Source organism: Vibrio sp. Sgm 5, from assembly GCF_026241575.1.
GTDB classification, from domain to species: domain Bacteria; phylum Pseudomonadota; class Gammaproteobacteria; order Enterobacterales; family Vibrionaceae; genus Vibrio; species Vibrio jasicida.
Genome location: NZ_JAPHPY010000029.1, coordinates 1 through 14004 on the forward strand (window position 1 = coordinate 1; position 14004 = coordinate 14004).

The following is a 14004-nucleotide window of genomic DNA, read 5'->3' on the forward strand; positions in this document are numbered from 1 at the left end:
ATCATCGTGGAGCGGGGAAGTTAATGTTCCCAACGTGGACTCCGAATACATTAGCGCAAACCAACTCCGTTATTACTAAATTGTAGTTGCAATAACGGGGCGGACCATACATTTTTTATTGTGGAATTATTTTGAACAAAATATGTCAATTGTCAGTAGCACAGGAAAAAGCAGGGAGAGATGTAATGCCAGATATTTATTGCTCAGCTTGTAGAAGATCAACGCAGCATAAAGTGATCATGAAGCGTTGTGAACCAGAGCAAATTGCAACACTGAGCGGAAAAGTGGTGAGCTTTACGCAGCTGATGGCCAAATTTGTAACAGGTGAACACTATTACGAAATGGAGCCTCAATATTATTGTCGTTGCTGTAACCATCGCGCTATTGGTGAATTAGTTCAGCATCCAGCGCGACAGACATCAGCGATAATGTAACCGGCGTTTAGGCTGCGAGTTCTTTCTCGGTAGCAAATGGTAATCTGTCGATCATAACTGGCCAGCCGTAAGAGGCATATTCAGACGCCAGAGACTTTGCGACTTCGTGTGAAACGGTCGTGTACGTCCATTCGCCAACACCAAATGGTTTGTACGCGAGTTGTAGGGTTAACATTGCTTTCTCCTCATTATTTTTGCCTATTATTACCTTACTATTTGGCTCATTTCTTTTCTTTAAAGCTCGTATTTTTCTCTCCAAAGTTCATCATTCCATTTTTTCGTTAACAAAATTATCTTATTAATAAAGTTACCTATATTGGTCTGCGTATCTATAAATTTGGCATATGAATGTTTTCATTTTTTGAACGTTTGACACTTTTTTGTACATGGCAATCGTTAAATGTATGCAGGTTTCACACGTTCTCTCTTTCACTATTTGCAAACTGAATAGTAACTATTAATCTGAAGGCTCCTAAGTTGTTAAAAGGATGTGGTTAATGAGTTATCAACTAGACAGAATTGATTTACAGATTTTAAGGATTCTGCATTCTCGAGGCCGAATTCCGATCGTTGAATTGGCAAAACAAGTCAATTTAACCACGTCTCCATGCTCTGAGAGAGTCAAAAGACTCGAAAAAGAAGGCTATATTAATGGCTATCACGCCGAACTTAATGCGGAAAAGTTAGGTTTAGATGTACAAGTTTTTATCCATATTCGTCTCGATCAAACCAGCTTTTCGATTTTTGAAAAATTTGCTAAAGCCGTAGAGCTGATGCCAGAGATTGAAGAGTGCTATTCATTGTCTGGTGATTTTGACACCATGATTAAGGTAAGAGTAAGGAATATGAAAGCTTATCAAGAGTTCATGTCGAGTAAGCTTGGGACGTTGCCTGGTGTGATTCAGACTCGTAGCGAAGTGGTGATCGAAGAGCATAAAACGGGGTTTGGCGTTAATCCAGAGCTGTTAAGCTAACTAAGGCTAAATGCTAGGTACAAAAAAGGAGCCTACTGGCTCCTTTGTTATATCAGGTAGATAAATGCTTATGCGCTAACGTAGGTGGTTAAAATACCAATTAAACCACCAAAAACACCGCCCCAGACGACTAGCCAACCCAAGTGCTCTTTTATCATCTTCTGCACTATTTCTTTAACAAGAGCGGGCGTCAATTCACTTAGCCGCTGATCAATAATGCTTTCAATGTTTTGTTTGATTTCATCCATCATCGCTGGCGATTCTAATTGATCTTTTAACGCTGCTTTGATGGTGTCGCTTTGGCTCAGTTCTACAATTGATTCCTGCATCTTTTCAACAAACGGTTGTCTCATTGGTTGCAGGGCTTCTGTGCCCCCAAACATTGCAAGCATACCTCCAAACTGTGAGCCTTCGATGACTTCGACAAGTGAATCAAACGCTGGGTTTAAGTCCACTTTTTCGATGACAGGTTGAAGGTTGATGTTTACGCCTCCTGCCATTTCTTTATTAAGGAAACGGTCGATGTTTGCTTCAGTAAAAAACTGCTCCATCATCAAGTTTTTGATGGCCAGTTTAAACTCCTCGAACCGTGCAGGAATAACGCCAGAACCATAAAGCCCTGGAACTTTCTCAAACAGCATGTGGATGGCTAGCCAGTTGGTAATTGCGCCAGAAAACGCAAACAAACCTGCATACCAAAGGTAATCGTTTTGAATTTGGTATCCTGCACCCATCAGAGCGATAGCAAGGATATTAGTCAGCAAACTTTTGTTCATAGTGAGCGATTATGTATGAATTGAAGAAGGAATAAGTGGACATGATTCTATACCTAAGTCACACCGAGATGCTAGGTTGTGAGAATAATCGATTGGGTAAGGCGTGGTGATAAAGAAGCACAATGTTGATAAAGGCCAAAAAAACAAAACCCGACAATCATTGTCGGGCCACTACTTTTTCTTAGAAAATCTAAGCGTCTTTTTTGGTCTTTTAGAAGCGGAAGATCTTACAGCAAAGTTGGCATTTCCAGCGCTCTGAGTAGCCGAATAGTTTATCTGCCCAACTTTGTTTTACTTGTACGATCTGCATTGAACCACATTTGCACATAAGCTAATTACCTTATTATTAGATTAATAACTAAGCCATCGATTGAGTATAGCTGTTTCTCAAAAAGTGAAATAACAAATGAAGCCAGCTCAATACTCTGCGTTGTGTCCACTGCTTTCGAATACGCAACGGGGCGCTATATTAACAGAAAAAATGTGATATGCACCCATATTATTGTTTCATATGTGAGATTTTAAGTGATCCAGATCACCTTTTGTTTGGGGTTATCAAAATTACCTTAGTAGACAGAAGGTAAAAAAACGGCGCTTGAAGCGCCGTTTCTGTTGGTCTCTTTTTTGAAAGAGATTTAGCTATTGGATTCTTCTCCAAGAAAACCACCGGTCTGGTGTGCCCAAAGCTGAGCATAAATGCCGTTGTTGGCAATCAGCTCTTTATGAGTCCCTTGTTCAACCACGTTACCTTTATCGAGCACTATCAGGCGATCCATTTGCGCAATGGTCGACAAACGGTGTGCAATAGCAATAACCGTTTTACCCTGCATGAGCTCGTTCAAGCTTTCTTGAATTGCCGCTTCAACTTCTGAATCCAGTGCTGAAGTCGCTTCATCAAGTACCAGCAAAGGTGCGTCTTTTAGCAGTACTCGCGAAATGGCGATACGTTGGCGTTGACCACCAGACAGTTTCACACCACGTTCACCTACTTGTGCGTCGTATCCAACGTTGCCAAACGGGTCAGTTAGGGTTTCGATAAACTCATGCGCGTGCGCTTGCTTGGTGGCTTTGATCAGGTCTTCTTCGCTTGCATCTGGGTTGCCATACAAGATGTTGTCACGAATCGAACGGTGCAGCAGTGACGTATCTTGTGTCACCATGCCGATATTTGAACGTAGCGAGTCTTGTGTGACACTTGATATCTCTTGTCCGTCAATCTTGATACTACCTTCTTCAACATCATGAAAACGCAGCAACAGGTTCACTAAGGTGGATTTGCCAGCCCCTGAACGCCCGACCAGGCCGACTTTCTCTCCTGGTTTGATATTGAGGTCGAGGTTGCTTATCACGCCCTTGTTTTCACCGTAGTGGAAGCTGACGTTGTCAAAGTGGATACCACCTTGAGAAACTTGCAGATCTTTTGCATCAGCTTTGTCTTTAATATCGATAGGTTTAGACAGTGTCTTCATCCCATCGACAACCGTGCCCATGTTTTCAAATAGAGCACCGACCTCCCACATTATCCACATTGACATGCCGTTCACGCGCAGTGCTAAACTGACCGCAATCGCGATGGCACCGACACTGATCGCGCTGTCTAGCCACAAGTAAATTGACAGAGCCGCTACCGAGAAAACCAGCAGGTAATTTGAAATCTCAACCGCGATATCAAAACCAGTCACCAAACGCATTTGACGGTACACGGTATTTAAGAAGCCTTTCATACCCTCTTCGGCGTAGTCGGTTTCACGCTTACTGTGCGAGAACAGCTTTACCGTCTGAATATTCGTGTAACTATCGACAATACGACCTGTCATGGTAGATCGAGCGTCCGCTTGTTCAGACGCAACGTCTTTCAGTTTCGGAACAAAATGCACTTGAATGGCAATATAAGCCAATAACCAAATGATCATTGGAATCATTAAACGCCAATCTGCTGCGGCTAACATCACGATCATGCTGGTGAAGTAGACCGACACATAAACAAAGACGTCCATCGTTTTCATGACGGTCTCACGCACGGCCAGTGAGGTTTGCATTACTTTGGTGGCAACACGTCCCGCAAAATCATCCTGATAGAAGTTCAGGCTTTGATTGAGTAAATAGCGGTGTGCCAACCAACGCACCGACATAGGGTAGTTACCAAGCAAGGTTTGGTGAATCAACAAAGAATACGCAACCACCAAAATGGGCATGACAATCAGTAACAACGCGCCGTAAAACATCAGCTCAGCTTTGTTGTCTTGCAAAAACGTTTCAGGGTTGCTGGTGGAAAGCCAATCGACCAACTGACCCATGGCACCAAATAAAGACACTTCCACGATCGCCACAATGGTCGACATGATCGACATGATGATCAGCGGTTTTTCAAAGCCGCGAGTGTAGTGGCGTAAAAACGCGAAAATCCCAGTAGGGGGCTGGTCAGGCTGTGATTTGGGGAACGGCTCGGTAAAGCCTTCAAATCGTTTAAACATAACTCTTCCTAAAGTTAATGGTTCCCATCTCAGTCATTGAATTCATCAATTCTTCCTGCCTTGGACTAAGCAGTTAATACTGAGTATGGGGTAAGACATATTGTGGTCTGCTAGCCAGAAAAGCAGACAAAGTTACGAATGTGAGAGAGGCGAAAAAATAGTCTAACCGATTGTCTTTTAAATGTAACTAGTTGGTTATTGCTTAATAGTCGGTGCATTATTCTTGAGAATGTGATTCACACTTCATAAAACAGTAAACCTTCAAAGTGACAATAAAAAATCGGGCTCTAGTTATTTTTCGCAGTAAATATTACTTTTGACTAATGGAATTATTATTAAAAACAGCAAAACTGAAGTTAACAATAATTTTACAATTTCATCATTCTAGTCAAAAGGAATGTTTGGATGCTATTACACGAATCAGTGCCTCAGAATGCACATGGAAAAGAAGAAAGCACGCAAAGTGCTCTGCGTCATACTGCAAATTGCGTTGTGATGGTGCCGCCGAAAGAGTTTCGTTTTAACGAAGAGACTGCGCAAGATAACGAATTCCAGCATCAAGTTTCCCTGACGCAAGAAGAAGTCTCACGTAACACCATGGCTGAATTTTCCGCGATGGTTGAAATATTGCGCAAAGAAGGCGTGCAAGTCGTCGAGTTTGATTACCCTCAATCAGACATTGCCACGCCAGATGCGGTGTTCCCGAATAACTGGTTTAGCACCACTCCAGAAGGCACTTTGTATACCTTCCCGATGGCGTGTGAAAACCGACAGCATGAAGTTCGCCCAGATGTGCTGGTCGCAGCATTAGCACAAGCGGGTCGCGAAGTGCATCAACAAGACTCGCTGACTGAATATTTAGATGAAGAAGCCTACCTAGAAAGCACGGGCGTGATGGTGTTCGACCATTTCAACAAAACCGTTTATGCCGCGCTTTCACAACGTTGTGATCGTCTGGTGTTAGAAGATTACGCCAAGCGCATTGGTTACGATCGCGTGATTTCTTTCCAAACCCGTTTGCCTTCTGGCGCGCCGATTTACCACACTAACGTGATGATGGCGGTAGGTGAGCAGTTCTGCGTGATTTGTGATGAAGTGATCCCTGAGTTTGAGCGTCGCTTTGTGCTTAAATCATTGGCGAAAGACAAGCAGGTGATCTCGATTTCGCTTGAGCAGATGAACCAGTTCTGCGGCAACATTCTTCAGCTGGAAACGGTACGCGGCGATAAGGTGATTGCTATGTCTCAATCGGCTTACGATGCGTTTTCACCAGCACAAAGAAATCAACTCGCGACTCACGGTAAATTGCTGCCATTCGACGTTTCTACCATCGAATCGATTGGCGGTGGTTCAGTACGTTGCATGTTAGGCGAAGTGTTCCTACTAAGCCGCAAAGCTGTGCTGTAAACCATTTATGAATTTCCCCCAAAAAGCACCATGTTGAAAGATGTGGTGCTTTTTTATTTGTATTGCAGAAGATGACTAAATGAATAGAAAAACATCTGTTTCATCCTAATGTGCTCTGAGTATGATTTTTTCCATACATCATGCAGGTGTATTATTTAGCTGCTATTTATATGTATTGTGTTTCATATAAAAATAAAGGCTAGGTTATGGTTACGATCAATACGTTCAGAAGGGCGGGGTTGTATTGCCAGATAGGAATGATGTCTTTGCTTGCCATCTCGGGCTGTAATGACTCTACCACTGAAACGACCACCTCATTAACGTCTCAAATCTCTCACCAACAAAGCTTGTCACTTAATGTCTCTAATCGAGTCGATGAGACAGAAATGTCCAATCTAGAACTGTTGTTTGTCTTCGATGTTGCCAACCAGAATGAGACGTTTGCCGTTCAGGTGCAAGATGTTCTGGGAAGAGAAGTGGCTGGTTTCCATCAGGGGGAAGCATTTCAAAGTAATGTCGTGGTAGTGCCTGAATCTGGCATTGTGCCATTCACATTCGATGTCGATAACGCCAGCGATGTGAATGGCGGTGTGGCTAGGATGACGGTGATTGTGAGAGGGGATGGTTTTTTCTCTAACTCCCAAGTGCTTGATCTGACCCAAACGACGATGTCCGATAACTATTGGATTGAAATTGTTCCTAAGTCAGAAAAGGCTGAAGAGGCAACTACTTTTGCGGAAGAACGTGTTGACTTAGATGGTCACGTCACCAGTTCTCAGGTGCATGTCGCGACGGTTAGCAAAGATGACAGCACGGATGGAGGCAAAATCCTTGATGGCGCAACTGCCAAGTTATCGATTCCTGCTGGTACTGGGTTCATTGGTGAAGATGGACAGCCTTTTACATCCGTAGGAGAGGTTTCTATTTCGATGATGCTTTTTTCTGCGGATCCAAAAGGATTAGCTGATGATGAGAATAACCCGTTATATCTTTTCCCTGGTGGTTTATCGCCTGATGGATTTGATGGAGAGCTCCCAAGCGATATTACTTCTCCTGACAGCGTGACCTTTATTTCTGCTGGTTTTGTTGCGATTGAGATTGGTGATGAGAGCGGCAACAAAGTGTCATCGTTTGATGGCGAAGGGGTTACCTTGGCATTTGAAGTTCCAAAATCCACGATAAATCCGCAAACAGGTGAACCACTATCTTTGGATGATGGCACGATCCCCATTTGGAGCTATACCGACTCTACGGGTAAATGGCGCTATGAAGGTGATGCTGTTATAGAACAAGAAAACGAAGACACCTTTACCGTTTCGAAACCAATCACCCACCTTTCTTATTACAATCTGGATTGGTATGGACAAGATCGTTGTCAACTTGATGTCGACGTTGTGGATGCGAATGGCGACCCCAACAATCAAAAGTTGCGCCTCTCCTTTGCCAAAGCTGGTGGTGGTTGGGCTTATAAGCCTTCCGGGTGGGGCGATGACCCTGAAAAGTTAAACATCAATCGAGTGCCTGCCTTCGCTGGTCATTTCGATCTGCTCGATAGCCAAGGGAATAGCTTACTAGCATCGATTGAAGTGGACGGTGAGGTCATTGAAGTAGCCGATGGTTCAGAGGGGCTCGATCTCGATAACTTCTGTTTTGGTGTATCGAGTGACTCCACTAAATCGTTCAAGGCAACCTTGAATATTGTTAACCCTCCTCGTATTGATATCGAAACAGGGCTGTCATTAGTTTGCCCAATCGACGAAACGAAAACTCAAACAGTCGACTCAGGCTATTACTACTTATATTCCGGTTATTCTTATGAAACTTCGGGTGAAGTAAACGGGGATAGCATTACGTTTTCCAACTTGGTTGAAGACGGGTTATATCGACTCTATTACTACGGTGGGCAGACTTGGGCACAAGTAGAATTTACCGCCAAAGCAGACACGACCACTATTTCACTTATGTCACTTCAATTGTGTGACAAAATTGACCAAGCCATTAAAACCCGCTTGGTATGTACCGACGACGATATGGCCGTCACGCGCTTTAAAGCCGCACCTGAAGCGTATTTTTGGATGTACAACCAAGACTATTCTCACTATTTATGGGGGAGAACTGACTCTGATGGTAACGCAACACAAAGTGATGCGGTCGAATCGATTGAATACATGGGCTCAGCCTATTCTTACTTTGAGAACCGTTATTACTGGGGTGAACGTACAACCGCCACGACGAGTGCCGATAAGGCGATCACTTTTGATATTCAGTTACCAAGCTCCAATGAATATTGTCTTGCCGAATTACCGATTGATTACCTTCAAACGTTCGTTTTTGCTGAGAACACAGAAGCGCTGGCAGACGGTGTCGCAGAAATCATTATTACCGTTCAGGAGCGTGATGAGTTTGGTACGGCTCGTGAATCGAATTCAGGTGATCTTACCTTGAGTGCTGAACCTGCTGAAGAGGTCATGATTTCTGGTGTTACTTCTAATGGCGATGGTACGTATAGCGCCAAGGTGACGTCTACAACAGCGCAAGAAGTCGTTATCTCCGGTAAGATTGATGACAATGCCTTAGGAGGCTCTGCGACAGTAGAGTTTATTCCTGTGGTTGATTTCTCAAATGCCGTCTTTAGTCGAGATAAAGCGTCCGCCAGTGCGGATGGTAGTGAGCAAATTAAGGTGACTGTACAACTCAAAGATGCGGATGGAAATGACTACACATCGTCTGGTGGTGACATCAAGTTTGGCGAGCTTTCTGGGTTAACTTTGAAGTCTTATCAAGATAATGACGATGGCACTTACACTGGCGTGTTCACCAGTGAAACGTCAAAAACCTTCAATATCACAGCATCGATTGCAGGTAGCGCACTATCTAGCAGCATAGATATCGAGTTTACTCCAGTGTTAGATACCAACAGCGCTGACTTCTCACTTGATAAGAGTTCAGCAAACGCAGATGGTGTTGACGTCATTACCGTGACCTTGCAGCTAAAAGACAAAGAGGGGGATGATTACACCAGTTCTGGCGGTGCAGTCGTTTTTGATACACCAAATGGATTAACTAAGTTCGACAGCCGCGATAATGGCGATGGCTCTTATACTGTGAAGTACAAGAGCTCGACGTCAGGTTCCTACACAGTGGGAGCTTCGCTAGACGGCAGTAAATTTGTTGAATCCATTACTTTTGAATTTACTCCAGTTCTTGACCTCAGCAACACCGAGTTTACTCCTGATAAAAGCTCGGCGAACGCTGATGGTAGCGAAGTTATTACGGTGACGGTTCAACTGAAAGATTCTGAAGGCAACAACTACACAAGTTCAGGTGGCACTCTTCAGCTCTCTAGGCCAACAGGCGTTAGTTCCGTTACTTCTCAAGATAATGGTGATGGTACTTACACTGTGAGTTTCTCTAGCTCGAGTGCAGGTAACAAATCAGTAGGAGTGTCGATTGGTGGCACCCAGTTATCCCGCTCTATTTCTTTGTCTTATGCTCAGGTCTTAAATCTGTCTGCTGCTGTATTCAGTCGTGATAAAGAATCCGCGAACGCAAATGGTAGTGACCAGATTACCGTAACGGTTCAGCTAAAGGACACTAATGGTACTGACTATACATCGTCCGCGGGGGAGATTTCATTCTCTGTGCCTAGTGGGGTAACGGAAAAATCAAAAACAGACAACGGTGATGGTTCGTATACGGCTGTCTTTACAACGGTGAACGCAGGTACTTATACCTTTGGTGCGAGAATAGGTAGCACTCAGTTGGCTAACGATGTTGAGCTCACTTTTAATGCCGTCATTGATTTATCGCAGTCGACATTGCAAGCAGATATCACCACTATTGCAGCAGATGGCAACAGCACTGCTCAGTTGACAGTCACGCTGAAAGACTACGCTGGTAATGCGTTTGTACCATCATCGAACGGTCCTGAGCTCACGATTACAGCGGGCTCTGCTGATAAGACGGAATTAGTGAATACAGGCGATGGGGTGTATACAAGCAGTGTTAGCGCTAGCGTTGCTGGAGAGGTCACTGTTACCGCGACCTATGACTCTGGAACCATTGGTACATCAAACCTCACATTTGAGGCGGTAGCGCCAAGCGCTTCTCAGTCTACCATCACGAGTGATATTTCCACTTTTGGTGTGGGAGGCGCTCATAGCGCAGTTATCACGGTTGCTTTAAAGAAAGCCGATGGTAGTGCTTACACACAAAGCTACGGAGAGTTGGTGCTGAGTCCACAAGGTACGGGTTTAAGCTATGGCACCCCCGTAGATAATGGTGATGGTACGTATACGGTGTTAGTTACTGCAGATACTGCAGGCAGTTATGTCGTGAGTGCTGCTGTTGGGGATCTCTCATTGAGTAATTCGTTACCTTTAACGGTTACCCAAGTCGATGCTGCAGAAAGTGTTGTAACACCTACGGAGTTAAATGGTTCAGGTAATATCACGATCACGCTTAAAGATTCGAGTGGTTTCGATTTAGGGCATGGAGGGCACGTAGTGACTGTTGACTCTTCTTCGGACGCATTCATATTTACAGCTGGGGGATTTGGCTCATTTAGTGATATTGTGGATAACAATGATGGAACCTACTCGGTTTCAGTGACATGTCTCAAATCAACCAATGGCAATAGTTTTAACATTGAAGTCCAAGCCGATAGTACTTTGGTTGGTAGCGTAGATGTAACCTGCCCGTAAATCTCAGACAATACAAAGAAAAATGCCACTCAACATTGAGTGGCATTTTTATGCTTCGTCACTGTTAGGTTGGTTTAATCTAAAGCGACCAATTCTTTCTCATGGGTGTTTTCGCCCACTTCATGACAGCAATGGTTGTGGTGATCCTCGTAGCCATCATACGCGCATTCGCCAATATTGTTTCTAGGACAGATAAGATAGTGACTTCTATCGATCAACTCTGTTTGACATATTGGACAGTACTTTTCCATAGCAACCTCCCACAACTAACGATTGAAAATTTCGTCCGTAGACACGAGTTCAAGGGTAATTTTAGACCCTAGATTATGACCGTGATGTGAAGGTTTTATGTGAGGATAAGAGTGTGTTCTCTGTCTTGACAAAGCTCTGACAGAGGGCGAAGTGAGGAGCATTCTCGCATTTTCATTAGAAGTCTGATTTCAAAAGAAAAGGGGCGATTCAAAGTGTCGTTTTATACTTGATGCTTTGCTGTATCACGCCATAATTTTGCAGCTTCTTTTAGAAGGCACATCACAAAGATATTTGTCTTCATTTCGCGCAAAATTGTTGGGGTATTTTGGTTGTTTATAGGTGAGCTTTGAAGTGTTGGGTTTTGGCAATATGTCGGGCAAGAAAAGCACAGATAAAAACAAGGTCAGCGGTTGGGCTGACCTTTTTCTCGATAATTTTATGAGGCTCAGTAGCTAAGCTCTTCTTTTGGAAATGTGCCTTCACCATTGGAAACGATCGCGTCTATTTGGATTGAAGCGTCCATAAAGATTTCTGATACACCGATGACAGTGCGCGATGGAAGTTCTTTATCAAAGTAGCTTGCTAAAACATCCTCCACGACTTGCAAGTCACTGATATCTTTGAGCTGAATATTCAGCTTCACGATGTCGTCCATTACATGGCGTACGCTTTTGATGATGGCTTTGATGTTGTCGAGGCATTGCATGGTTTGCTCGCCTACGTCATTGGCAATAACTTCGCCACTCGACGGGTGGATTGGCAGTTGTGCAGAAATGTTATTGTAATGCGAGAAAGCGACAGTTTGAGTGGAGAACTTGCTGACTGGTGCCGCTTCTGTGTTGTGGGCGCGAATCACAATCCCATGTCTATCTTCAATGGCTTGTGGTGGCGTTCCGTCCCCATGAGAAACAGTTGCGTCTATTTGCACCAAGGCGTCCATTGGTAACCCCTCAGCTTTGATGACAGTACGAGCGGGCACGTAGGCAACGCTTCTTGCGATAGCCGAGTCTGGAAAAAATGTGCTGTAGACTTGATTGACAGCAAAGGCGTCGTCGAGACTTCTCAGATGGATATTGAGTTTAACAATGTCATCAAAAGGGACATCAATACTATTCAGTATGCTCTTGATGTTTTTCAGACATTGTCGAGTTTGCGCTTTGATTCCGCCTTCAGCAATATTGCCTGTTTCTGGTTCGATTGGCAGTTGAGCTGAAATGTGGTTGTAATGTGAGAACGCAACACTTTGGCTCGACAGCAAACTGGCTGGGGCTTTTGCTGTGTTTCTTACCAGCTTGATCAGCTCGCAAGGTTCTTGAGGGTGTGTACCTTCACCGTTCGAAATGAGCGCGTCGATTTGAACTAAAGCGCCTTCCAAAGGCAGTGCAGCAACGGCAATTACGGTTCGAGTTGGAAGGTGGCTGATGAAGTGTTGTTTATAAATTTCATCGACAGCATCCAGATCGGTCATAGATTTGAGGTAAATCGTGATTTTAACGACATCATTTAAGCTGTGCTCGATGCTATCTACAATTGAGTTAATATTGCTTAAGCACTGCTTAGTTTGCTCTTTGATGCCCCCTTCCACTAACTTTTGGCTTTTTGGGTCAATCGGCAGTTGCGCTGAGATATTGTTGTAATGGGAGAAAGCCACCGATTGAGTTGAACCGTCGTGGATTGGTGCATTTTTTGTATTTCTAGATACTTTGATGATTTCGCCGTGCATTTCGAGTGTTCTCCAATTCTGGCTGCTGTAGTAACGCAGTGGGTACGTTGATACAGGCAATAGATAGCCAGACTTCCCCCTAAAAAACAGAGGCAAGTCTGGCTATGTGTGCCAATTAAAAACGTTAGTTAGTGAATGAGATCGTTATAGGGTGCTGAGGAAGGTTAGGATTTTGTCTTCGTGACGTTTGATGGTTTCTTCGCTTGGCGTGATGGCATCTTTATGGGTGAAGTAAACCAATATGGCCATTTGCGCTGTTAGGCGGTTCTCTGCTTCGTCGAATGCCACAGAGTATTCACTTTCTAGCGCACCGCGAGTGACTTCTTCTTTGTCGTTTGCAGGTAAGCAGTGCAGAAGCATTGCACCTGGCTTCGCTTTTGCCATAAGTTCTTCCGTGATCACGTAATCAGGCATGAAGGCAGCTAAGCGCTCTTCTTTCTCATCCATTTGAGTAACCCAGTAGAAGCTGTCGCCGTAGACCACATCACAATCACTGATTCGCTCTACATCATCGGTGATCTCGATATGACCGCCAGACTCTTTGCAGAACGATTCTGCAAGCTCAACCCATTCTGGTTCCATGTGGTATTTAACCGGACCAATTTGCTTAAAGCCCATGCCATATTTCGCACAAGTTAGCATCAATGAACGACATACATCGGTAGCGTCACCCATGAATGCCAAAGTCAGTTCATTAAGCTGGCGACCATCAGTGATGTGCTCACGAATAGTAAATAAGTCAGCCAGCATTTGTGTTGGATGGAAACGGGTATCTAGGCCGTTGATAACCGGTACGGTAGACATGTTTAACAGACCATCTAGCGTTTCAGGGCTGTTGGTGCGAGCCATGATCACATCACACATGCGTGACAAAACACGTGAGGTGTCATCAATCGATTCTTTGCCACCAAGGTGGATGTCTTTTGGCGATAGGAACAAAGCGTGGCCACCAAGTAGCGTCGCAGCAACTTCAAACGACACTCGTGTGCGAGTCGAGCCGGCTTCAAAAATCATCCCTACTGACTTTCCTTTGAACAGTTGTGGCACAGCATTGTCTTTACGCGCTTGTTTTAGGTAGCTCATTAATTCCATCATGTTGTCCATTTCTCGGACTGAGAAATCTTTCATAGACACCATATGCTCAATGTTTGCTTTGTGTAGGTCAGTTGCACTTGAAGAAGGTAATTTCATAATCATATTCCTATTTTCATTTGGGGCTTACCTAAGCTCGCCCCTTTTATTTTGAGTCGTTGGATTCGTA

At 44.1% G+C, this 14004-nt stretch carries 9 protein-coding genes; 4 read left to right on the top strand and 5 right to left on the bottom strand.

Annotation, left to right across the window (positions count from 1 at the left end):
- Positions 1-185: 185 nt before the first annotated feature.
- Entirely contained in the window at positions 186-434 is a 249-nt protein-coding gene (locus OQJ86_RS16030; protein WP_038871541.1) for a hypothetical protein, read from the top strand.
- A gap of 7 nt (positions 435-441) precedes the next feature.
- Here the strand turns inward: OQJ86_RS16030 and OQJ86_RS16035 are convergent, their stop codons facing one another.
- Positions 442-609, bottom strand: coding sequence for a hypothetical protein (locus OQJ86_RS16035; protein ID WP_265988369.1), 168 nt, complete (start codon positions 607-609; stop codon positions 442-444).
- A gap of 322 nt (positions 610-931) precedes the next feature.
- Between OQJ86_RS16035 and OQJ86_RS16040 the strand changes: the two genes are divergently transcribed.
- Entirely contained in the window at positions 932-1408 is a 477-nt protein-coding gene (locus OQJ86_RS16040) for an Lrp/AsnC family transcriptional regulator (protein ID WP_038871538.1), read from the top strand.
- 68 nt (positions 1409-1476) lie between these two features.
- Here the strand turns inward: OQJ86_RS16040 and OQJ86_RS16045 are convergent, their stop codons facing one another.
- Positions 1477-2184, bottom strand: coding sequence for a DUF445 family protein (locus tag OQJ86_RS16045; protein ID WP_038871536.1), 708 nt, complete (start codon positions 2182-2184; stop codon positions 1477-1479).
- Positions 2185-2819: 635 nt separating this feature from the next.
- Positions 2820-4658 carry an ABC transporter ATP-binding protein gene (locus OQJ86_RS16050; RefSeq protein WP_042605099.1) on the bottom strand — a complete coding sequence of 613 codons (1839 nt, stop codon included), beginning with the start codon at positions 4656-4658 and terminating at the stop codon, positions 2820-2822.
- A gap of 405 nt (positions 4659-5063) precedes the next feature.
- Here OQJ86_RS16050 and OQJ86_RS16055 point away from each other — a divergent pair, with 405 nt between their 5' ends.
- Positions 5064-6065, top strand: coding sequence for an arginine deiminase-related protein (locus tag OQJ86_RS16055; RefSeq protein WP_265988370.1), 1002 nt, complete (start codon positions 5064-5066; stop codon positions 6063-6065).
- A gap of 206 nt (positions 6066-6271) precedes the next feature.
- Positions 6272-10768 carry an Ig-like domain-containing protein gene (locus tag OQJ86_RS16060; protein WP_265988371.1) on the top strand — a complete coding sequence of 1499 codons (4497 nt, stop codon included), beginning with the start codon at positions 6272-6274 and terminating at the stop codon, positions 10766-10768.
- 697 nt (positions 10769-11465) lie between these two features.
- On the opposite strand, the gene OQJ86_RS16065 is transcribed toward OQJ86_RS16060, so the two are convergent.
- Positions 11466-12743, bottom strand: a complete 1278-nt coding sequence (locus OQJ86_RS16065) for a RidA family protein (protein WP_265988400.1) — start codon at positions 12741-12743, stop codon at positions 11466-11468.
- A gap of 144 nt (positions 12744-12887) precedes the next feature.
- Entirely contained in the window at positions 12888-13934 is a 1047-nt protein-coding gene (gene argF, locus OQJ86_RS16070; RefSeq protein WP_009706650.1) for an ornithine carbamoyltransferase, read from the bottom strand.
- Positions 13935-14004: the final 70 nt, after the last annotated feature.